Origin of the sequence: Pseudophaeobacter sp. 1A09344 (assembly GCF_041008745.1) — a bacterium.
In the GTDB taxonomy this organism is placed as follows: domain Bacteria; phylum Pseudomonadota; class Alphaproteobacteria; order Rhodobacterales; family Rhodobacteraceae; genus Phycobacter; species Phycobacter gallaeciensis_A.
Genome location: NZ_JAXGFS010000002.1, coordinates 276,049 through 293,443, shown reverse-complemented (window position 1 = coordinate 293,443; position 17,395 = coordinate 276,049). Strand labels below are relative to the sequence as shown.

The following is a 17,395-nucleotide window of genomic DNA, read 5'->3' as shown; positions in this document are numbered from 1 at the left end:
AGCCGATTTTCCTGCTTGACCCCACCGGCCCCATTCCGTAAATCGCCTCCACACAGCGAGTGGCGGAGTAGCTCAGCTGGTTAGAGCAGCGGAATCATAATCCGCGTGTCGGGGGTTCAAGTCCCTCCTCCGCTACCAAAAAACCACTTGATATCTAAGGTAATTTCGCAACGGCCTTCAGAGCCGGTTACGGCGGTTTGCAGCATGGTTTGCAGCCTTCGTCTTTCCCGCGTGCCTTTCAAGCTTCGCGATTGCCGATTCCGCAAGGCCACGATCCCGGCTCAGATAATGGCGATCTAGGATGGCTTCCACCTCCTTCAGCGCGTGACCGGTGATGGTTGCGATCTCTGGAACTGTGCAGCCTGCCCGCGCGAGCCGTGTAACCGCTGTCCCTCGCAAGTCGTGGAATGTCAGGCCGTCTAGCGCGACAGGTACTTTCCCCCATGATGCCCGAAACCCGCTGCTGGTCCATGGCGTCCCGCGTGTGGTTGTGAGGATGGTCAAGCCTGCGCGCCTTGATTTGGCGTCGTCAAGCGCTTCGCGTAATGGCCTTGCCACTGGAACAGTAACGCGCCGCCCGGTCTTCCCTTGGCGCAGCCTGATCGTTGCCCCATCATAGCTACCCCAGGTGAGTTTTAATAGATCACCCTGCCGCTGCCCTGTCCAAAGAGCCAATTCCAATGCAAGCGACAAATGCGGTGGCGCCGCCTTGCGGAATGCCGACAAGTCAGCGTCTGACCAAATGTTCGCGGCTCGGTCTGCGCGGTAGGTCTTGCCGGGGCGTTCCAGAGGGTTCGCGGGGGATGCGCCGCGATCATATGCCCACGCCAGCACCAGAGCCAGAACAGCCATGGTATAGTCTGCTTGCCTGCGAGACCGTTCCGCCAGCTTATCGCGCCACCTCAGGAACTCGCCTCGGGCGCGGCGGTCTGCCAGTGCTGATATTGGGAATGTTCCGAATGCCGACTCAATCTTGCGGATATGCTTGATGTAGTCTGACTGTGTGCGCGCGGCTTTTTCAGTGAAATATGGCGACGCCTGATAGTCGTTCAGCAGCGCTTGCAAGGTCCCAATGTGGCGGTCTGCTCTGGATTCGTGCGCGGCCTTGTAGCTGGCAATGAATTCAGGGCTTCCAGGCTCACCCAGCAACCGAGGTGCGCCCCTGCCACGCCATGCGTAATAATGCGTTACGGTTGACCCATCGGCCAGCCGCTTGCGGACTTTATTTATGCCCTTCAGGTTTACCCGCACCGGCTTTCCATTGGTCGAACGCGCTGTCATGTGTTTGCTCGCCTTGATGTTCTAGCACAATTTCGCCGGATGGCATTATTCGTGTTCTCATGACCGTCATTCCCGCTTGGGTAGCGGCCTTAATCGCTCTCGATAGATCAGCCTGTGTGAAGCGTACGCGGCGGCTTCGGGCATCAGCGGTGAACGGCTTGCTCATCTATTCGCCCTCCTTCGGTGGCTGTGGAAGGTGCATCCAGTGGGTCGGCTGAACCTCCTTGCCATTCACGTCAAGCCACCTCTTTGTTTGCGATGATGATGCAAAATACCAAACCAATCTGGCGTCTTTTGCCCCCATCAACCCAAGAACTTCCGTCCCATCCATTGGCGGCGGGTTGTCTGGATCGTCTATGCGGTGCCATGATGGCGATCTATCGAGCTTCGATGTGTCCTCCCTAACGTATACGACCGCTTCTTCATCGGAAGCATCCGTGACAACTCCCCACCAATTAAACTCATAGCCCTCAGTCAGCTTGACGCCAATTTCTTCAGGTGCATCTGCCATCTATTCGCCCTCCAGTGCTGCGCGGGCGCTACGGAACCGCTCCAGCGCGTTGTTCCACTCGGTATCGAACCAATCCAGCATTCGGATCGGATCTTCCTCGCCGTATTCAAGTTCGCGCCCAGCTTCCTTCTCGATCTCACCCATCTGCCGGGCCAGTTCGTCCGCTGCGGCTACGGCCTCCCTCAGCCTATCCCTCTCCTCCTCCAGGGCGGTGATGGTTTCGGCGCACGCCCCCTTGCACCCCATGTATCCGTCCTTTCCGCATTCAGGGCAGCACAATGGCCGTGATGGCTCCTCTCCGCACCAGCCGCATTCTATGTCACTCATCGCTCTGCTCCTCCTTGGCTAGGGCGCAGAGGGCCCCAGTCTTGTAATAATCTGACGCCTCAACCTGCGCCATTCCGAGGCGCCACGCCTCGCGCAACCAAGGCCCATAGCGCGGGCCAAGAACCCGCCGCGCTCTGTCGCGGTTGGTTTCGGTATCATCATCGGGACACGCCTCAAGCCACTCTTCAAACGTCACCGCCTTGGCCGCCTCCTGCACGGTTACTTCGCGCGCGGCATTGGTCGTGGACTTGAGGGCGTCTATGTAGACAAGCAGATTTTTGCAGAAAGCAGCAGCCTCGAATTGACCATTGTCGTTGCACTTCACCCGCTGCGCTTCACATTCGGCCTTCGCCTCCTCCAGCACCTCATTCCGGGCCGCTGCGAGTTGGTCGCGCAGGGCGTCGCGTTCGGACTTCACAGCATTAAACACCCGCCGCAGCTGGCGCAGTTCTTCCGTGTTGTCCTTGAGGGTCTTTTCGCGGAGAAGGGCGGCGTCACGCTCGGCAAGTAGGGCGCGTAGGACGGCAGCAGTCGCACTGTGTGTCTTAGCTGCTTCCATGCCACGCTCAGTACGCAGGCCGCCTGCCGGTCCAGTCGACAGCTTCGAGTGCATTTCGACGCGGTAGTCGAACTCAGCCGCGATTGCCTCAACAGCCTCCCGGCTCGTGTCTGTGGTTGGTGGGGTCATTGGTCGTCTCCGACAAGTTGGCATCCGTCAGGCATCAAGCCCGAGTACCCGACTTCGCGAATAAGGTTTGCCGCGTCATTCCGCAGAGGCTCATCACTGATCCACCAGCGCCTGAAAAACGATCTCCACCCCTTCCGCTCGACGGCCATGTTATGAAGAATAGTGAGCGCTCTAATTTCTTGCTCTCTTGTCATCACTTCACCCCCAACGCTGCGAGGATGCGGCGCTCGCAGTCGGCTTGGGCTATGGCTTGAAACTCATCAGGCTCAAAGTAACCATGCCATCCAATCGCATATTTAGTGCAATCCCCATCGTCCGTTAGATGCAGATACATAAAGAGGGCACTACCTGCGCTATCTTCATCATTATGAATTGAGTACGTGCCGATTGATGTTTTCGCGCGGCATATAAGGCCGTACTCTGTCGGCCATTCCCACTCCAAAGGCTTCACCGCGCCCTTGAGCAGTTCAAGTATGGCGTCGGCTGTTTCATAATCAGAGATGTTCTTGATACAGGATTGCGCGAAACCATTCCTCACAGCTTTGGCAATCTGTTCTCTCAGGTCAGTCATGGGGACTCCGGGATTAGCTGGACGTTTCAAAAAAATCGCTCAGGACACGCTGCGTGGTCGCGGTTGCCGCTTCGACGGTCGTATCCTCAAAGGTCGGAATGATTGTGCCGTAGTGCACGACCTCTTTCGCGCCAGCATCGAGCAGAGCATCCACGAGGGCGTCTCTCTCATCGAAAGACAGAGCTCGCGTGTGGTCATCGTCAATCGCCACTTCGATATTCGCTTGCGGCGTGAGGTTCCATGTTGTTGCCATGATCGCTCCGTGGGGTTTTAGGTATCTGCTCTCCATCACTGCCCCCGGCGCGCAGGGGCAGGTATTGAGGTCAGGCGCGGCGCTTCGATGCAAAAAGCATGATCCGCTCTTCGACGTGGGGCACGGTGCCCTCGCTGAACATCTGAACCGCCTTCTGCGGGTCACGTTCCATGGCGACCAAGAGAATGGTGGCAATGGTGTGGTCCAGGGTGATCAAAACCTGTGCCCGATCCTTCACAGGGTCGCGTCCGTCGAGGATCAGTTTCGCGGCCTCAAGCGCCAACTGGCTGTCGCGTGACGGCGATTTCATCCGAGAGCCGCGCGGACCATGCAGTCCTTTGCTTCAAGGAGTTTGCGCAGGCCCGCGCTCTTTTCGGGGCCGTCCGGTAGCTGACTGTTCATCTGCTGCGCCATGATACCGAACGGTTTGCTCACCGCCTGCAGGTGTTCCGGCAGATGCGCATATTCGAAATATTTCATGATCGGGTTATCCATGTCTCTTTCCTTTCGGTTGGTTTGCTTCTCTCTGAAAGACGCCGGGCCTATTGGGAGGCCTTTGCGGGCTGGTGGAGCCGGACGGGATGAACGGCTTTCATGTCCCGGCGCCTGTCGGAAAGGGGCTATTCGCGGCGCTCTACAGTGCCGTTGATCTTGCGTTTCCATTTGCTGTCCCGAGAGCCGGGGAGCGTCGATTTAGATCTGTGCGCCCCGCTGTGCTTCGCCTCCACTCGCTTGCACTTGGCGATGGTCGGCGCGTCCTCTTTCGCGGTTTTCCGTTGGTGGCATTTCCGGTGCGCCGGACGTAGGTTTTCGTCGCTGTCGTCTCCGCTGATTTCCAGCGGGATTACGTGATCCGCATCCCAGGCTTCCTTGGTCCCGTCTATCTTGCATCCGCAGATGTGGCAGATGCCATTGGCGGCCTTGAAGATCTTGGCCCGGCGGGTGGTGGACATACGGCGGCGGCTCATGCTGCTGCCCTCCACTTCAATTCCTCTGGGTCCATAAGCTGGACGTGCGGGGCGTAGTGCCGCCACACCGCGTCCATGTACTGCGCCAAGATTGGCTTGCTCATCAGGCTTGTGCAGGGCACGTAACCGGCCTCGATCATGTCTTTGACCGCCTTCCGTGTCTGGCCGCCAAGGGCGCGTTCGATGAATGCCGCATAGGCCTCGTCCTCGGCCCGGAAGATCGGGATGCCCCATTGGATATGGCAGTCAGCTTTGACGCTGGATGGCGTGTCGTGCGTGGCCTTGGCGATCTGGCCCATCCACGCGTGAAACAGACCGTTCTGAGACATAGACCGCTTTTTGCCTTCGCCTTCTTGCACGGTGACATTGAACGGCTGCGGCATGTCGCCAAGGCGCGTGTAGAGCACCACAAGGCTTTCCGCGTCTTTGACAACGTGCCGCCAGTCCATCAGAAGCCACCTTCCGCCGGAACGGTGAGAGCCTCTTTCAGTGCATCCTTGCGGGCCACAAACTCGGCAACACTGTGGAACGCCGGGCGGGCCTTCCATACCTGAACCAAGGCGCCCATCGTTTCTGCGGCGTCCAGGGCGTCAAGGGCCTCTCTCAATTCCTCTGCGGTCGGCTCCTGTGGCATCTTCTGGCGCGTCTCGATTTCCAGAGGCTTGACGGTGTGCTGCTTCTTCCGGCCTCGCGTCTCTGTGAGGTAGAAGGATTGCGGCCCGTCCATGTGGGACATGTGGGAAATGCGGATGCCGCCAACCTTCATGCCGCCGTATTTCACCTCAGGATCAAGGTACAGCGTCATGGAGCGCCCGGCGTAATTTGCACTGTCATCGCCCCAGACACGCACCAGAAGTCGGCGCATCGTCTTGCAGGGCTTGAACGGCTTGCGGTCGTCGCCTTCGAAGTGGACCCAGACCGGCTGATCGTCGGAGGTCTTCACCTTCACCTCGGTCACGCGAACTGTGCGCGGGCCTCCGATCAGGTCTTCTGCGTTGAGCTGGTCGGACTTGGCTGCAATGGTGGGCAGGATCGAAGTCATAGGATCATCCCTTCATAGTCAATTCGTTCGGTCGGAGTGTAGATCGAGGCGTCTGCGGTAGCGCGCTTGTAACTGGCAATGATGCCTTGCACGGTTTCCTCAAATGCCTTTGCGGCTTCTGAAATAGCGGCCTGATACTCGGCGTCAGGCTCTACCCTGTGAACCATCATCGGCAAGCCGTGCGAGAAGCTGATAAAGTCGCACCAGTCGCGCCCGGAAATCAGTAGGCCAGCCTGGATCTGCGCCATGTATTCCTTGGGGATGCCTTCACCGTTTTCGCGCGCTGTGATGCTGGCAAGGTGTAGATGCGGATCACGGCTTTTCACCTCGATCAGTCCATCCGATCCGACCAGACCGTCAGGCGAATACCCGAAGAACGGAAAGCGGTCATTGGTGACAAATCCGAACTCTGATACGGTGGCATATTTCTGGCTGTAAAGGTCGCGGGCGACTTCCTCGTCAATGTGGCCGCGCAGCATCTTTTCAGTGGTGAAGGTTTCTTCGGGAATGCCGGTGATGCGCTGAATGGCGATCTTGTTTGCCAGGGCGCGGGTCTTGTCGTTCGCGGCCAGCTTGAGGGTCGGCGTCACGATTTCCTTAACGACGCTGGCGGTCAGGACGCCGCACCGGAGCTGCAGCCACTCGTCCGAGCCTTGCTCTGCGTTGTGCAGTTTAACGGGTGAAATCTGGTTCATCAGATACGGACCTCCGTATGAGGGATTTCGCCGGCCATGAGGGCGTCTGCGATGGCCTCGGGCGTTGCCTTGCCGCGCAGGGCTGACAGGGCCTCAATGATATCGGATCGGATTTTTGCGCGGTGCTGCTGGTCAGCTTCACGTTTGGCGCGCGCTTCGACCTCTTTGCGTTTTTCTTCCTCCAGGCGCTGCCGTTCGGCCTCGGCCTTCTCTGCGGCATCCCGCTCTGCCTTTTCCTTGGCTTCTGCCGCCGCCTTCTCGGCAGCATCTTTGCGCTGCCGTTCCGCTTCAGCCTCATCCTCAAGGCGCTGCTGTTCCATGCGTGCATTCAGGTCGGACAGAGTGGCCTTGCGGAGGTCGTGAATGCCCTCTGCGTGCTCTCCAAGTTCATCGACAATCGACGGCAGCTTGGTGTCCAGCTCATAGATCAGAATGCCGAACGGTTGCGGCTGGCCGCCGATGCGCCCTTCACCGACTTCCTTGATGTAGGCTCTGGCTTTCTCGGCACGTTCCCGCAGGTTCGCCGCGGCTTCTTCAGCCTCGCGCTGCTTGCGTTCTTCCTCTTCCTTGGCGGCCTTCAATGCCCGCAGTTCTTCCAGTTCACGCGCATCTGCTTCCCGCTTCTGAGCCTCTGCCAGATTGGTCCGGAGAGCCGAAACAGCCTTGTCTTTCGCCGCTACCGCTTCGCTTTGGAACTCCTGCCAGCTTTCGCCAACATCTACGGCTTCAATCTCCGCCAGCACGGCGGCGATTTGCTCTGAAGGACAATGAGCATCAGCCCGGCCTGCATCAATCGCGGCGAGGCGATCCTCCAGCGCCTGGACGCGCTCGGCCTCTGCGGCCTCCCAATCCAGGGCGGGCTTTTTGATCTCATCCCTGAGAGATTCCAGCCGGTCTTTCGCCAGCTTTCGGCCAGCGTTCACCGCGTCGATCTCCTTGCGCGCTTCTTCGGTGAGGGCCAAGCCCTGCTTGTCCAGTTCGACTTTCGACTGACTGACCTTGTGCGCAATTGACTTCAGAGCGTCCCGCCCCTTTCGGGTAGATACGTCTTTGCCTTCGGCCTCCTTGCGGGCGGCATCTTCCAGTTTCGAAAGCATCTCGCTAAGCCCATCCTGTTTCTTCAGAATGACCGCGAGTGATGCTGGCTCCGGCAATGCTAGGGCAACAGAGGATACTTGTTCGTTCATATCTCGCTCCTTCGGAAAAGAACCCCGGCAGGTCACTGCGGACTGAACCGCGGGGTCAAAATGGACCCGCCGGGGTAGGTGGGGCGCCAAGGGAGGTGGCGCCCGGGGGATTATTCAGTGGTTCAGGCGATCGACGTGGAATGCCTGAGAAATGTTCTGGAGCGCCTTGTCAGCGCCTCCGCAAGCCAGCCATGCGATCAGGCTTGCCGCTGTCATCCATGTGACCGCTGCGACGATCCACGCCATGCCATAGCGGGCGAGGTAGGTGGGCTGTGGAGCCGGTGCCGGGTGCTTCCACGGCCCCGCGCTCCATTCGTGTTCCTGCCCCCGGCGGGCGCTGTGAGTGGTGGTGATAGTCGGGAAACGTCCCGCCGGGGTGGAGGCTGCCGCGTATTCAGTGCGCAGCCGCTCGATGTTCTGGCCAAGTTGGGTGTGGAGGCAGGTCATCCCCCGATCTCCTTCGTCTCGTGGTTCAGTTCGTCGGCCAGCTTCCGGAACTCGTGGATTGTGCTGCCCTCGGCTGCCGCTGCGTCGATGATCTTCCCGGCGCTGCGCAGTGTCTTGGCGCGGATGGCGTCACTCGCCACCTCCTGCGCCAGACGGATCACCTTGTCGTAATTGAAGTCCCGCATTTCGATCACTCCGCTGCGTGTTGATAGGAGTGGATAGCGCCGCCGTTGCGGATCGCTTCCTCGGTGCGCTCGTGGAACCGGCCAGCCTCATCCATCAGGTTCCCAGATGCCGCGTGGAGGTCTTCGTCGTTGTCGCTCTCGACCAGCGCGGCGTAGAGGCTGCACAGGATGCTATCGGCCAGATCATCGCCTTGGCGGGCGATGACCTTGGCGAGATCTGCGGCCTTGTCTGGGGTGATGATCATGTCGTGGCTCCCTTTGCTTGAGAACCAAGATAGTTGCCAAGCTGGCAATCGTCAAGATAAAAAAATGCCGGACTGGCAATTCTTTTCAAGTCAAGTAATCTGCCCGTGCATTAAGCGCGAATATTTGAGGAGAATCCCACCGATGATTGATTGGTTTTGGCTAGGCATGGAGAAAGAGCGCGACCTCGCGGTGCGCGCCCTAATCACTGGGGAAAGTCTGGACGCTCTTTATAGCGCAAGCCCTGCACGGCGCAGCTTTTCGACCGTATCGTATTCCATGCCGGAAATTCGGCCCAAGATGATGAAGTCCAGGCTAACACCGAACCGATCAACCAAACGGGACGCTTTGTCGTAAGGGATCGCCCGCTGGCCGCCTTCAAAGCGCGACCAGTGGCTGCGCTCTATTTCAAGCATATCGGATATTTCAGACTTCGACAGCCCGAACGCCTCGCGAATAAGGCGCAGGCGTTCGCCTATGGCCTTCGGGGCCATCGTCTCGGCCATGGTGTGTTGGGCTGTGTTTGGCATGGCGAGAAATTGCGCCAGACCATCTTTTTTATCAATTACCGTGTTGGCATCTTGACGAATTGCCAGATCGGCAATAGTGTGTGGGCATGGAGAAAATTGCATCATTTCGAGACGTCATCGACCTTTGGCCCAGCCGCTCCTCTATGGCTGCTGACGCCGGGGTTTCGCTTATGGCTGTCCACAACTGGTGGCGGCGGGATCAGATCCCCGGAAAATACGACGCTGCTCTGATCGACGCAGCTTCGCAGCGGAACATCCCGCTTCACTGGCGACAGCTTATGGATCTGCGCTCGGTTCGCACTTGCCCCAATGGCAACTGCGCCGCCTGACCCCATTCCTATGCCCAATACCGCTTCCATGCATCAAACGTGGTGGCGGCCCTGAGAAACCCCAAGGAAACGAGGTTGCACATGGCCCAGATGCGCGACTTGGTGAACGCCCAGATGGCGGCGCTGATCGACGGCACTTTCGGCTGTCTGGACGCTGCGGCGGAAACCATCAACGCCCGCACCGGCGGATCGCTCACCAAAGGCACCATTTCCAAGCGCCTGTCCGGTCAAATCGGCTGGCCGGTCGATGAGGTCGCCGCGCTGGAGGACGCCGCAGGGCGCCACCCTGTCACCCGCGCACTGTCCCGCCGCCTGAACCCTGATGAGCGCACAGCCAGCGGCTCCATTCTGGCGCAGGCCGGGGCCATCAGCAAGGAAACCGGGGAGGCCGTAGAGGCCATCCTCGCAGCCCAGCAGAGCGCCAGCGCCAAGGACTGGGCCGCAGCCGTGGCGGAGATTGACGAAGCCGTCGAGGCCCTCCGCGCCGCCCGGTCGTTTGCAGAGACACACATGGGGGCCGCGCGATGACTGATCCCATCCTTTCCGCCATCGACCGCCAGCAGACAGCCTGCACCCTCTTGGCGCTGCGCTCCGTTCTGAGCGGAAACGGCAAGTGGTCAGACGATCTACACGGACCGGCATACCAAGCGAAATTCGAGGCACTGTGCGGGAGGTGGGCAAAATGAACAAGTTCAACGCAGTCGCAACCACCGTTGACGGAATCCGCTTCGACAGCCTGAAAGAAGCCCGCCGCTGGGGTGAGCTTCGGATTTTGGAGAAGGGCGGAGATATCCGCAACCTGCGCCGCCAAGTGCGGATCGACCTCGAAGGCAAGAACGGCCCGCTGCGCACCCGCACCGGACGCCAAATGCGTCTCACCGTCGATTTTGTCTACGAGGACAAGCGCCTGAACTGGGCCGAGGTCTACGAGGACAGCAAGGGCGCAATCACACGAGATTACGAGGTTCGCCGCGCCGTCGCGCAGGCAATGGGAATTGAGGTTATTGAGTCATGAAAAAGGTCAGCATTGCAAACATCCGCGTCAACGGCGGCACCCAATCCCGCGCCGAAATCAACCGCGAGACTGTGGCTGATTACGCCGAGGCCATCGAGGGCGGCGCCGAATTCCCGCCGGTCGTCGTGTTCTATGACGGCTCGACCTACTGGCTGGCTGACGGCTTTCACCGTTATGAGGCCCATGCCCGCGCCAACGTGTATGAGGTCATGGCTGACGTGCGCCAAGGCACCCAGCGGGACGCGATCCTGCATAGCGTCGGAGCCAACGCCGCGCACGGCCTGCGCCGCACCAATGACGACAAGCGCCGCGCCGTAATGACCCTGCTGAATGACCCGGAGTGGGCGTCAAACTCCGACCGATGGGTGGCGAGGACGGCAGGTGTTTCGCACACTCTCGTGCAAAAGATCCGCTCTGAGCATCTGGCAACGTTGCCAGATAAGCCGGCGGCCCGCACCGTCGAGCGCAGCGGCACAACCTACCAGCAGAACACCGCCAACATCGGCGGATCAAAAGCGGGTCAAGAGAGAACCGCCCAGGCGCCCCAAGAAAATATGGCTGAAACTGCCATTTCGTCAGATGTGGGCACCACCCAGTCAAAAGCCGGTCAAGAAATGCAGGAGCCTGAACAGAAGGCCGATCCTGATGAAGGTCTGCGTCAAGAATTCCAGTCAATGACTGCCGATGGGCAAGAGGATGATTGGATCGGCCTGCGCCGCGAGGTCGCGGAATTGCGCGCCGAACGCGCAGCACAAAAGGCGGAAATCGAAGCCCTAAAATCCCGCATCAAGGAACTGTCCCACGAGAACCAAGGGGCGGTGATCGGAAAGCTGCAAAAACATCTTGGGGCAGTGAAATACGAGCGTGACGAAGCCAAGGCCGCGACGAAGCGCATGGAGTACCGCCTCAAGAAGGCCGAGGCCCGCGCATCCGAACTGGAAGGGATGGGGATCGCGCTGTGAGCATCCTTTCCCGCATCCACGCCCATGGTGGCGATGTGGTCCGCAACAAGTGGCGGATCACGCTGCGCCCAGGCCGTATGGCCCCGCCCGCGATTGCGTGGGTGAAGGAGCGCAAAGACGATCTGATGCGGGAAATTTGGCCTGAGTTTGACGATTTCGAGGAACGCGCGGCTATCCGCGAATTTGATGGCGGCATGAGCCGCGCCGAAGCCGAGGAAGCCGCTTATCTGGAGGTTATGAAATGCTAAATTTCACTGCACCAAAAGAGATCAGCTTGCGGCCATATCAGGCCGATGCAATCGAAGGGCTGCGCGATGGCATCCGCGCCGGGAAGCGTCGACAGATCCTTTGCGCCGGTACAGGCGCAGGCAAAACCGTGATGGCAGCGAACCTGCTGCAAGAGGCGGACAAGAAGGGCAGCTATGCGCTGTTTCTGGTGGATCGGGTGGCGCTTGTCTCGCAGTCAAGCGAGACGTTTGACACATACGGAATTCCGCACGGCATTGTGCAGGGTTTGAACGACCGCTGGATGCCAAACGAGAACGTGCAGGTTTGCTCCATCCAGACCCTTGCGCGCCGTGAGTTGCCCCGCCGTCCGTCTCTCATCGTTTACGACGAATGTCATGCGCAGTATCGATCCACGCTGGATTATATCCAAAGCAACCCGCAAGCGGTCGTTGTCGGCCTGACAGCAACCCCTTTCACGGCTGGCATGGCCGAAAATTGGGATGGCGTGGTAAACGTGATCCCAACCAGAAAGCTGATCGACAGCGGGTTTCTGATCGAGCCAAAGATTTTCGTCGCAAAATCGCCAGATGACAAAGAGTTCGGCCTCAACAGCTATGGCGAGTTCTCCGACGAGGGAGCAACGCAGGCTGGAATTCAGATCGTCGGTGACGTGGTTTCCGAGTGGGTGGAGAAAACCCACGAGCATTTCAATGGGCCGGCCAAAACCATCGTATTCAGCCCCACTGTGGAGCATGGGCGCGAACTCTGCGCCGCCTTCGCCGCTGCTGGGTACAACTTTCAGCAGGTCAGCTACCTGGACAAAAGCGACGAAGAACGCGCCGCCAAGATCGAAGAATTCCGCAAGCCTGACAGCACCATTCACGGCCTTGTGTCGTGCGGCGTTCTGACCAAGGGGTTTGATGTTCCAGATGTGCGGATCGGCATCAGTTGCAAGCCATATCGCAAGAGCCTGTCCAGCCACATGCAGGAGATCGGGCGCGTCATGCGTTCTGATCCGGCAAGCGGCAAGGATATCGCTCTCTGGCTTGACCACAGCGGCAATATCGAGCGGTTCGCGCTGGATATGTTCGATGTTTGGGAGAACGGGGCAGGGGAACTGTCCAAGGCCACCAAGCGGGACAGCAAGCCGCGAGAACGCAACGAGGTTGAGCGTGAAAAGGTCGTTTGCCCGGAATGTTCTGGCGCGCTGCGGGTAAACACCTGCATGGTCTGCGGCTGGGAGCGCCCGCCGCGTTCCCACATCCACGCAGTCGAAGGCGAGTTGCGGGAATTTGACCTCACTGCAATGGCGATGGAAGCGCGCCCAGGGCTGCGGGCTGAGTGCCTGAAAGACCCACGTGCCGTGTGGACTGCTGCGCTTGGCTACTGCTTCGATCACACGCGCAAGGGCGAAACGGCAGCGCGCCGCTGGGCCTATGGCGTGTGGAGAGGGATCTACCCGAATTCCAAGCTTCCTTTTGGCTGGTACGATGCGCCGCGCCCGACGCTGTACGATGCCAAAGCCGCATCTCTGATCGAACGCGAGATCAAGCGTTTCCGCAAGAACAGCAAGCGGAGGGCCGCATGACCGCGCACCCGAGGATCGACGCAGAGAAGGCACAGGAGGCCGCCCAGTGGGGCGCTTGCTGTCGCGCCTTGCAAGCGGCGCTGGATGCCGCTGAGGGCCTTCCTGCTGGCCGCAGGGCGATAGGTGAGGCTCTTTGCGCCGCTCTGGACACCGTAGGTGCAGGAGCGCCTCGTTACGAGATGTTTGGAGACCTGCGCGAGGAGGCGGATTGGTGGGCAGACACCGCCACGCCGCTCGAAATCGAGATCTACGCAGTCGCGGCGCTGAAGCGCATCCGCAAGGCGACATTCGCAACACGTGCCCGCAAGCGCCTTTTCATGGCGATGTGGGAGGAATTCACACCGCAGGATCGCAGCGCGTTCCTTTCAAAGGTCAACGGTCAGGAGGGATGAAAAGCGTGACCCCGCGCACGAAACGCGGGGCCGGATCAGCGGTCGGTTAACGTTCCTGGCAGGGACAGACGGTGGCGCTGATTGCAGGAAGCCTACCATGGGGCGGGACCAAAGGCAAAGCGCAGTCCGAAAGAGAGAAGCGCGGTCCCCGGCACAGTGGCAAAAGTGTCGAAAGTAGCTCTCGACGGTCTGGGGGAAGCCACCCAATCAGACCGGCCCTAAGCGGCGGCCCGGCTCCGGCCAGCAAGATCGCGGTGGGCATAGGGACTAACTCCGGCATTCGCTGGGGCTAGTCATCCTATGCCCATCACAACAGCCCTCACCAACCAGCAAGTACAGAGCAACGTTAGATATAGTAGAGATAGGAACGCATCATGACACTTTTCGCCCCGAACCTTTTCAATCCCATTGACCCACGCCGCCAAGTTGTCGCCCGCGTCCAGAAGCCGACGAAGCCGGTGCAGCGATACACCTCCGCCGAGTCCAAGGCTCTCGAAGATCACTACATCGCCTGCATGGATGTGCTGCGCTCGACCGGGGCCTTCAAGAAACCGTCGCCAATTCAGCACAAGGTAGGCGGGCCGAACACCGGTCTGGTGAATAAGGTTCTGGCACACATCCATGGCCGATGGATGACCTGCACTCAGATCGCCGAGGATCTCGACGTCAAGACCACGTACGTTTCCAATGCTCTCAGCACGCTGAAAAAGGGCGGATACACCAAGGTCAGCGGCCTTGGCCGACATGCCAAGCACTACGGACTGGAAAAGGAGACACGCAGCGCGAAGAAGTCGCGGGAAGCCGCAGAGCGATATGCCTTCATCATGAGCAAGGTAAGGGGGCCAATGGTAATTGGAGATATCCGCGAGGCAACCGGCCTGTCCGCGAAGGTTACAAGGAACTCGGTCATGCGTCTGGTCGATCAAGGCAAGCTGGTGCGCGTCAACGCTTCTGGGGAAAACGACTTCCCATGCGTTAAGTACCTCTACGCCCCGGCGGAAGGTGGTGAGGTATGACTGTCGAATTCATGGCTATCGGTGTCGCTCTAATCTGGTGGTCGTTCGCTGTAGTGGTTTTCGCCAGTCTAACCGGCAACCAAGAGGGCAGCATGACGCAGAGGATAACTGGCGCGGCGTTCTGGCCTGCGATCGTGGTGCTTTATCTCCCAGTCCTGCTTTGGCGCATCCCATTCAAGACGGCAAAAACAATTCGAACAGATCTGAGAAACCGCAAGCTGCTTCGTGAGTTCAACGAGTGGCTAGAACGCCGGTGCCAGGAGGAAAGCGCATGACGTGGTATCTCGGCATAACAACCACCCGCCACATTGCCCCGCATCCCGGGGCTGAGAAGGAGCGCGGCGAGTTCGCCGTGGAGCGCCAGCTTCACCACCTCGGGATAGAAGCCCACGCCCCGCGCAAGATCGAGTTCAAGCGGGTGGGGAGGAAGCGCCGCCCGGACCCGATCACCACGCCATACCTGCCGGGCTACATCTTCGCGCAGATCCCCGCTGAGCTTTACGCCAAGGCCATCCAGTGCAACGGCCTGCGTCCTACCATGCTGACGATACCAGAGCAGGAGGTGCGCCTCCACGTGCTGCGGTTCATTGACCGGGTAGCGCAGGAGAACGCGGAGGCAGAGCGGATCATCGCCAACAATGACCGTGCCGCCATGTGCCAGTTCGATGCAGGGCAGGCGCTGGAGGTGCTGGCCGGGCCGTTTCAGGAGCGCGCAGTCAGGTTCATTCGCATGGTCCAGTCAGCGCACGACATGCACCCTATGATCGAGGCCGAGGCTGATTTCTTCGGGCGCGCGGTGAAGGTGAAGGTGGATCCGCTGGATGTGAAGGGGGCTGCGTGATGGCATTCGAGGGGTATGCAATCATTCCTCCCGTCAGCCCGTGGGATGAAAATCATCGGCATGAAATTGAGATGGACCTTGCCCGCCGGACGATTGGGGCCACGCCTGGGGAGGCGTGGGCAATCCAATGTCGCCGCGGCCTCGATGCCATCGACTCTCAGGAAATGAGCCGCCGCGTCCAGCACTGGCATGACCGTGGCTACCGCCTGACCAAAGTGCGCCTCGAAATCATTCCTGATGTGTAGGCATGTCGCACAAACGCTTGAACGCTAAACTAGATATGGTATGATGAAAGACATGGCGATGACCGAACACACCCAAGTAGGTGGCGGTCGCCTGGGGCGTCAGCCTAAAGCCGGGGACAGCGTAAGACCTCGCTGGCAACCGAGCGAAGAAGGTGCCCCTGCGATCAAAACTACGGAAAGAACAGGTTTTGACTATGTGGATGGCGACATCCACTTCAAAAAATGGTGCCGTAAGGGACGCATGCGATATCCGCAGTGGAACCTTGTAGCCATCAGGAAAAGCAACGCCCAGCTTAGGTTTAAGAGCCGCAAGGCCAGGGTGAACTACGATATCGTAATGCCAAAAGTAGGCCCGGCTGATTTCGACCTCATGGATGAGGCTTTTGATCTTCACAACATGAACACCCGCAGGTTTCGGGCGCAGTTGAGGGAGAAGGAGCTTTTGTCCAGAGGGACAGCCCACACTCACGCGGCTAGGTGGCTTGATGCGTTCAAGGGGTTTGACGCCGACTGCTGCTTGTTTTTCCCGAACGCCAAATCCGGTGTCCCGGCAAAGGTGAAGTACAACTACACAAATATGAGCGCGGCCCGCGCTATGCTCCTAAAGACGCAGGGCGCGCCTGATGACGATAGCATGCTCGTGGTGCATAAGTGCGGGATGGGGCACATGTCCTGCGTCAACCCAAAGCACATCGCGTGGGGGACCGCATCTGACAACGCAAGAGATCGCGTTATCCACGGCGCCAAGCGGTTCGACCCGTCAGGGTGCGATAGAGAGCTTGCCCAGTCCATACTGGACGACAACAGGCTGACAAAAGTGATAGCTTGGGACCTTCGGGTTCCTGCGGCATTGGTTTCGGCTGTGAAGTCACAGCGTATCTACGCTGATATGAAGCCAATCGCAGGTCCAGCGCAGGGCTGACAGGCGGGGAAAGACCCGCACAGCCGCTTTCTGGCGGTGTGACGCGTCCGGGGTGAAAGCCGGTAGGAGTGGGGTCGCGGCCCACCTGTCACACCTCCTGAAGGCGGACGGGCCGATTCGGTGCTGGTAACACCTACTCGGCCCTGACCAAAACGATGATGGAGCATCGCTATGGCTAAGCCGTTACCTAGTTCGAAAGAGCTGTGGTGTCTATTCGATTATCTGCCGTCCGGGGATTTGGTTTGGAAGCCTCGTGGCAGTAAATCCTTTGACACCAAGCACGCCGACAATGTGGTTGCGCCTAACCTGACGCCAAGAGGCTACCGGAAGGTTAATGTTTGCGGTCGCTATGTTATGGCGCATCGTGTAATTTGGAAAATGCACCATGATACGGACCCAGAAGTTGTTGACCACGTCAACGGCGTCCGTGATGACAACCGCATCGGCAATCTGCGGGGCGCGACCCGCGACGAGAACGCGAGAAACAACAGGCGAAACCTGTCTGGGACCGGCTACAAGGGTGTGATCAGGGCAACCAAAACAGACAGGTGGGAAGCTCGCATTAAGGTTTCTGGCCGCCAATCCCATATTGGAACATTTGACACGGCAGAGGACGCGGCCCGCGCATATGACGCCGCCGCTGTTCGTTTGCATGGCGAGTTCTCTGTGACTAATAAGGGCTTAGGGCTGATTTAGCCCGTGCTCAAACATAGCCGCTCTTTGTCGGCGGGTGGTGCAAAGGCCGAGTTTCACTCCTTTCCTTGGCCGGAGCTTTTCGCAGTCACCCGCCCACTGAGCGCGGCCCCTCATGTTGGCATGGACGTTCGGCGACTTCTTTCCAATTGGGCCGTTGCTCTCTCCACTATGCCCCGCAACCTCCTGACACCGGCCAGCCCGCCACCGGAGAACACCCATATGCGCCTCATGGC

The 17,395-nt window shown here is 59.3% G+C and carries 31 protein-coding genes and 1 tRNA gene; 14 read left to right on the top strand and 18 right to left on the bottom strand.

Annotated elements, in window-relative coordinates; all coding sequences use genetic code 11:
• Positions 1 to 61 precede the first annotated feature (61 nt).
• Positions 62 to 138 (top strand) — tRNA-Met (locus tag SM765_RS04615).
• Positions 139 to 177: 39 nt separating this feature from the next.
• Here the strand turns inward: SM765_RS04615 and SM765_RS04610 are convergent.
• The 18 genes from SM765_RS04610 to SM765_RS04525 form a co-directional block, all read right to left on the bottom strand.
• A complete protein-coding gene (locus SM765_RS04610) occupies positions 178 to 1,281 on the bottom strand; it encodes a tyrosine-type recombinase/integrase (RefSeq protein ID WP_368981470.1) in 1,104 nt (367 codons plus the stop codon).
• Positions 1,223 to 1,447, bottom strand: a complete 225-nt coding sequence (locus SM765_RS04605; protein WP_368981469.1) for a hypothetical protein — start codon at positions 1,445 to 1,447, stop codon at positions 1,223 to 1,225. Before SM765_RS04605 ends, SM765_RS04610 begins: the two co-directional genes overlap by 59 nt.
• Positions 1,448 to 1,792: a DUF551 domain-containing protein gene (locus tag SM765_RS04600; RefSeq protein ID WP_368981468.1), complete on the bottom strand. Its 345-nt coding sequence runs from the start codon at positions 1,790 to 1,792 to the stop codon at positions 1,448 to 1,450. It abuts the gene before it with no gap.
• Positions 1,793 to 2,038 carry a hypothetical protein gene (locus SM765_RS04595; protein WP_368981467.1) on the bottom strand — a complete coding sequence of 82 codons (246 nt, stop codon included), beginning with the start codon at positions 2,036 to 2,038 and terminating at the stop codon, positions 1,793 to 1,795.
• 73 nt (positions 2,039 to 2,111) lie between these two features.
• A complete protein-coding gene (locus SM765_RS04590; RefSeq protein ID WP_368981466.1) occupies positions 2,112 to 2,807 on the bottom strand; it encodes a hypothetical protein in 696 nt (231 codons plus the stop codon).
• Between the two features lie 193 nt (positions 2,808 to 3,000).
• Positions 3,001 to 3,378: a hypothetical protein gene (locus SM765_RS04585; RefSeq protein WP_368981465.1), complete on the bottom strand. Its 378-nt coding sequence runs from the start codon at positions 3,376 to 3,378 to the stop codon at positions 3,001 to 3,003.
• 13 nt (positions 3,379 to 3,391) lie between these two features.
• Positions 3,392 to 3,631, bottom strand: coding sequence for a hypothetical protein (locus SM765_RS04580; protein WP_368981464.1), 240 nt, complete (start codon positions 3,629 to 3,631; stop codon positions 3,392 to 3,394).
• Between the two features lie 70 nt (positions 3,632 to 3,701).
• Positions 3,702 to 3,941, bottom strand: a complete 240-nt coding sequence (locus SM765_RS04575) for a hypothetical protein (protein WP_368981463.1) — start codon at positions 3,939 to 3,941, stop codon at positions 3,702 to 3,704.
• Positions 3,938 to 4,126 carry a hypothetical protein gene (locus SM765_RS04570; RefSeq protein ID WP_368981462.1) on the bottom strand — a complete coding sequence of 63 codons (189 nt, stop codon included), beginning with the start codon at positions 4,124 to 4,126 and terminating at the stop codon, positions 3,938 to 3,940. The genes SM765_RS04575 and SM765_RS04570 overlap by 4 nt, the downstream gene beginning before the upstream one ends.
• 125 nt (positions 4,127 to 4,251) lie before the next feature.
• Positions 4,252 to 4,599 carry an HNH endonuclease gene (locus tag SM765_RS04565; protein WP_368981461.1) on the bottom strand — a complete coding sequence of 116 codons (348 nt, stop codon included), beginning with the start codon at positions 4,597 to 4,599 and terminating at the stop codon, positions 4,252 to 4,254.
• Positions 4,596 to 5,048 carry a hypothetical protein gene (locus SM765_RS04560; RefSeq protein ID WP_368981460.1) on the bottom strand — a complete coding sequence of 151 codons (453 nt, stop codon included), beginning with the start codon at positions 5,046 to 5,048 and terminating at the stop codon, positions 4,596 to 4,598. The genes SM765_RS04565 and SM765_RS04560 overlap by 4 nt, the downstream gene beginning before the upstream one ends.
• Entirely contained in the window at positions 5,048 to 5,641 is a 594-nt protein-coding gene (locus SM765_RS04555; RefSeq protein ID WP_368981459.1) for a hypothetical protein, read from the bottom strand. Before SM765_RS04555 ends, SM765_RS04560 begins: the two co-directional genes overlap by 1 nt.
• On the bottom strand, positions 5,638 to 6,336 hold the full coding sequence (locus SM765_RS04550; RefSeq protein WP_368981458.1) for a lambda exonuclease family protein: 699 nt from the start codon (positions 6,334 to 6,336) through the stop codon (positions 5,638 to 5,640). The genes SM765_RS04555 and SM765_RS04550 overlap by 4 nt, the downstream gene beginning before the upstream one ends.
• Positions 6,336 to 7,523, bottom strand: coding sequence for a hypothetical protein (locus tag SM765_RS04545; RefSeq protein ID WP_368981457.1), 1,188 nt, complete (start codon positions 7,521 to 7,523; stop codon positions 6,336 to 6,338). Before SM765_RS04545 ends, SM765_RS04550 begins: the two co-directional genes overlap by 1 nt.
• A 114-nt stretch (positions 7,524 to 7,637) precedes the next feature.
• A complete protein-coding gene (locus SM765_RS04540) occupies positions 7,638 to 7,970 on the bottom strand; it encodes a hypothetical protein (RefSeq protein ID WP_368981456.1) in 333 nt (110 codons plus the stop codon).
• Complete coding sequence (locus SM765_RS04535) at positions 7,967 to 8,155, bottom strand: hypothetical protein (protein ID WP_368981455.1); 189 nt, start codon at positions 8,153 to 8,155, stop codon at positions 7,967 to 7,969. Before SM765_RS04535 ends, SM765_RS04540 begins: the two co-directional genes overlap by 4 nt.
• 5 nt (positions 8,156 to 8,160) lie before the next feature.
• Positions 8,161 to 8,400, bottom strand: coding sequence for a hypothetical protein (locus tag SM765_RS04530; protein ID WP_368981454.1), 240 nt, complete (start codon positions 8,398 to 8,400; stop codon positions 8,161 to 8,163).
• 228 nt (positions 8,401 to 8,628) lie between these two features.
• Complete coding sequence (locus tag SM765_RS04525) at positions 8,629 to 9,033, bottom strand: helix-turn-helix domain-containing protein (RefSeq protein ID WP_368981453.1); 405 nt, start codon at positions 9,031 to 9,033, stop codon at positions 8,629 to 8,631.
• A gap of 65 nt (positions 9,034 to 9,098) precedes the next feature.
• On the opposite strand from SM765_RS04525, the gene SM765_RS04520 reads away from it, so the two are divergent.
• The 13 genes from SM765_RS04520 to SM765_RS04460 all read left to right on the top strand — a co-directional run bounded on the left by SM765_RS04520 (position 9,099) and on the right by SM765_RS04460 (position 17,162).
• Positions 9,099 to 9,257 (top strand): hypothetical protein, encoded by a 159-nt coding sequence (locus SM765_RS04520; RefSeq protein WP_368981452.1) that lies wholly within the window; start codon positions 9,099 to 9,101, stop codon positions 9,255 to 9,257.
• Between the two features lie 81 nt (positions 9,258 to 9,338).
• The gene (locus SM765_RS04515; protein ID WP_368981451.1) at positions 9,339 to 9,785 is read left to right on the top strand and encodes a hypothetical protein; all 447 of its coding nucleotides are present in this window, start codon (positions 9,339 to 9,341) and stop codon (positions 9,783 to 9,785) included.
• A gap of 154 nt (positions 9,786 to 9,939) precedes the next feature.
• A complete protein-coding gene (locus SM765_RS04510) occupies positions 9,940 to 10,272 on the top strand; it encodes a DUF1064 domain-containing protein (RefSeq protein ID WP_368981450.1) in 333 nt (110 codons plus the stop codon).
• Positions 10,269 to 11,234, top strand: a complete 966-nt coding sequence (locus tag SM765_RS04505) for a ParB N-terminal domain-containing protein (RefSeq protein WP_368981449.1) — start codon at positions 10,269 to 10,271, stop codon at positions 11,232 to 11,234. Before SM765_RS04510 ends, SM765_RS04505 begins: the two co-directional genes overlap by 4 nt.
• The gene (locus tag SM765_RS04500) at positions 11,231 to 11,482 is read left to right on the top strand and encodes a hypothetical protein (RefSeq protein ID WP_368981448.1); all 252 of its coding nucleotides are present in this window, start codon (positions 11,231 to 11,233) and stop codon (positions 11,480 to 11,482) included. The genes SM765_RS04505 and SM765_RS04500 overlap by 4 nt, the downstream gene beginning before the upstream one ends.
• On the top strand, positions 11,476 to 13,050 hold the full coding sequence (locus tag SM765_RS04495; RefSeq protein ID WP_368981447.1) for a DEAD/DEAH box helicase: 1,575 nt from the start codon (positions 11,476 to 11,478) through the stop codon (positions 13,048 to 13,050). Before SM765_RS04500 ends, SM765_RS04495 begins: the two co-directional genes overlap by 7 nt.
• Complete coding sequence (locus SM765_RS04490; RefSeq protein ID WP_368981446.1) at positions 13,047 to 13,442, top strand: hypothetical protein; 396 nt, start codon at positions 13,047 to 13,049, stop codon at positions 13,440 to 13,442. Before SM765_RS04495 ends, SM765_RS04490 begins: the two co-directional genes overlap by 4 nt.
• A gap of 374 nt (positions 13,443 to 13,816) precedes the next feature.
• Positions 13,817 to 14,458: a hypothetical protein gene (locus SM765_RS04485; protein ID WP_368981445.1), complete on the top strand. Its 642-nt coding sequence runs from the start codon at positions 13,817 to 13,819 to the stop codon at positions 14,456 to 14,458.
• Positions 14,455 to 14,733 (top strand): hypothetical protein, encoded by a 279-nt coding sequence (locus SM765_RS04480; RefSeq protein WP_368981444.1) that lies wholly within the window; start codon positions 14,455 to 14,457, stop codon positions 14,731 to 14,733. The genes SM765_RS04485 and SM765_RS04480 overlap by 4 nt, the downstream gene beginning before the upstream one ends.
• A complete protein-coding gene (locus tag SM765_RS04475) occupies positions 14,730 to 15,299 on the top strand; it encodes a hypothetical protein (protein ID WP_368981443.1) in 570 nt (189 codons plus the stop codon). Before SM765_RS04480 ends, SM765_RS04475 begins: the two co-directional genes overlap by 4 nt.
• A complete protein-coding gene (locus SM765_RS04470; RefSeq protein ID WP_368981442.1) occupies positions 15,299 to 15,544 on the top strand; it encodes a hypothetical protein in 246 nt (81 codons plus the stop codon). The genes SM765_RS04475 and SM765_RS04470 overlap by 1 nt, the downstream gene beginning before the upstream one ends.
• 58 nt (positions 15,545 to 15,602) lie before the next feature.
• Entirely contained in the window at positions 15,603 to 16,466 is an 864-nt protein-coding gene (locus SM765_RS04465) for a hypothetical protein (protein WP_368981441.1), read from the top strand.
• A 171-nt stretch (positions 16,467 to 16,637) separates the two neighbouring features.
• On the top strand, positions 16,638 to 17,162 hold the full coding sequence (locus SM765_RS04460; protein ID WP_368981440.1) for an HNH endonuclease: 525 nt from the start codon (positions 16,638 to 16,640) through the stop codon (positions 17,160 to 17,162).
• The last annotated feature ends 233 nt before the right edge of the window (positions 17,163 to 17,395 follow it).

Bases quoted from the DNA above. Each gene is read 5' to 3' on its own strand.
- SM765_RS04495 (WP_368981447.1), top strand. From the start codon at position 11,476: ATGCTAAATTTCACTGCACCAAAAGAGATCAGCTTGCGGCCATATCAG.
- SM765_RS04600 (WP_368981468.1), bottom strand. From the start codon at position 1,792: ATGGCAGATGCACCTGAAGAAATTGGCGTCAAGCTGACTGAGGGCTAT.
- SM765_RS04545 (WP_368981457.1), bottom strand. From the start codon at position 7,523: ATGAACGAACAAGTATCCTCTGTTGCCCTAGCATTGCCGGAGCCAGCA.
- SM765_RS04570 (WP_368981462.1), bottom strand. From the start codon at position 4,126: ATGGATAACCCGATCATGAAATATTTCGAATATGCGCATCTGCCGGAA.
- SM765_RS04610 (WP_368981470.1), bottom strand. From the start codon at position 1,281: ATGACAGCGCGTTCGACCAATGGAAAGCCGGTGCGGGTAAACCTGAAG.
- SM765_RS04485 (WP_368981445.1), top strand. From the start codon at position 13,817: ATGACACTTTTCGCCCCGAACCTTTTCAATCCCATTGACCCACGCCGC.
- SM765_RS04575 (WP_368981463.1), bottom strand. From the start codon at position 3,941: ATGAAATCGCCGTCACGCGACAGCCAGTTGGCGCTTGAGGCCGCGAAA.
- SM765_RS04540 (WP_368981456.1), bottom strand. From the start codon at position 7,970: ATGACCTGCCTCCACACCCAACTTGGCCAGAACATCGAGCGGCTGCGC.
- SM765_RS04560 (WP_368981460.1), bottom strand. From the start codon at position 5,048: ATGGACTGGCGGCACGTTGTCAAAGACGCGGAAAGCCTTGTGGTGCTC.
- SM765_RS04470 (WP_368981442.1), top strand. From the start codon at position 15,299: ATGGCATTCGAGGGGTATGCAATCATTCCTCCCGTCAGCCCGTGGGAT.
- SM765_RS04515 (WP_368981451.1), top strand. From the start codon at position 9,339: ATGGCCCAGATGCGCGACTTGGTGAACGCCCAGATGGCGGCGCTGATC.
- SM765_RS04595 (WP_368981467.1), bottom strand. From the start codon at position 2,038: ATGGGGTGCAAGGGGGCGTGCGCCGAAACCATCACCGCCCTGGAGGAG.
- SM765_RS04510 (WP_368981450.1), top strand. From the start codon at position 9,940: ATGAACAAGTTCAACGCAGTCGCAACCACCGTTGACGGAATCCGCTTC.
- SM765_RS04490 (WP_368981446.1), top strand. From the start codon at position 13,047: ATGACCGCGCACCCGAGGATCGACGCAGAGAAGGCACAGGAGGCCGCC.
- SM765_RS04530 (WP_368981454.1), bottom strand. From the start codon at position 8,400: ATGATCATCACCCCAGACAAGGCCGCAGATCTCGCCAAGGTCATCGCC.
- SM765_RS04480 (WP_368981444.1), top strand. From the start codon at position 14,455: ATGACTGTCGAATTCATGGCTATCGGTGTCGCTCTAATCTGGTGGTCG.
- SM765_RS04465 (WP_368981441.1), top strand. From the start codon at position 15,603: ATGACCGAACACACCCAAGTAGGTGGCGGTCGCCTGGGGCGTCAGCCT.
- SM765_RS04460 (WP_368981440.1), top strand. From the start codon at position 16,638: ATGGCTAAGCCGTTACCTAGTTCGAAAGAGCTGTGGTGTCTATTCGAT.
- SM765_RS04580 (WP_368981464.1), bottom strand. From the start codon at position 3,631: ATGGCAACAACATGGAACCTCACGCCGCAAGCGAATATCGAAGTGGCG.
- SM765_RS04555 (WP_368981459.1), bottom strand. From the start codon at position 5,641: ATGACTTCGATCCTGCCCACCATTGCAGCCAAGTCCGACCAGCTCAAC.
- SM765_RS04605 (WP_368981469.1), bottom strand. From the start codon at position 1,447: ATGAGCAAGCCGTTCACCGCTGATGCCCGAAGCCGCCGCGTACGCTTC.
- SM765_RS04590 (WP_368981466.1), bottom strand. From the start codon at position 2,807: ATGACCCCACCAACCACAGACACGAGCCGGGAGGCTGTTGAGGCAATC.
- SM765_RS04535 (WP_368981455.1), bottom strand. From the start codon at position 8,155: ATGCGGGACTTCAATTACGACAAGGTGATCCGTCTGGCGCAGGAGGTG.
- SM765_RS04505 (WP_368981449.1), top strand. From the start codon at position 10,269: ATGAAAAAGGTCAGCATTGCAAACATCCGCGTCAACGGCGGCACCCAA.
- SM765_RS04475 (WP_368981443.1), top strand. From the start codon at position 14,730: ATGACGTGGTATCTCGGCATAACAACCACCCGCCACATTGCCCCGCAT.
- SM765_RS04565 (WP_368981461.1), bottom strand. From the start codon at position 4,599: ATGAGCCGCCGCCGTATGTCCACCACCCGCCGGGCCAAGATCTTCAAG.
- SM765_RS04585 (WP_368981465.1), bottom strand. From the start codon at position 3,378: ATGACTGACCTGAGAGAACAGATTGCCAAAGCTGTGAGGAATGGTTTC.
- SM765_RS04520 (WP_368981452.1), top strand. From the start codon at position 9,099: ATGGCTGTCCACAACTGGTGGCGGCGGGATCAGATCCCCGGAAAATAC.
- SM765_RS04550 (WP_368981458.1), bottom strand. From the start codon at position 6,336: ATGAACCAGATTTCACCCGTTAAACTGCACAACGCAGAGCAAGGCTCG.
- SM765_RS04525 (WP_368981453.1), bottom strand. From the start codon at position 9,033: ATGATGCAATTTTCTCCATGCCCACACACTATTGCCGATCTGGCAATT.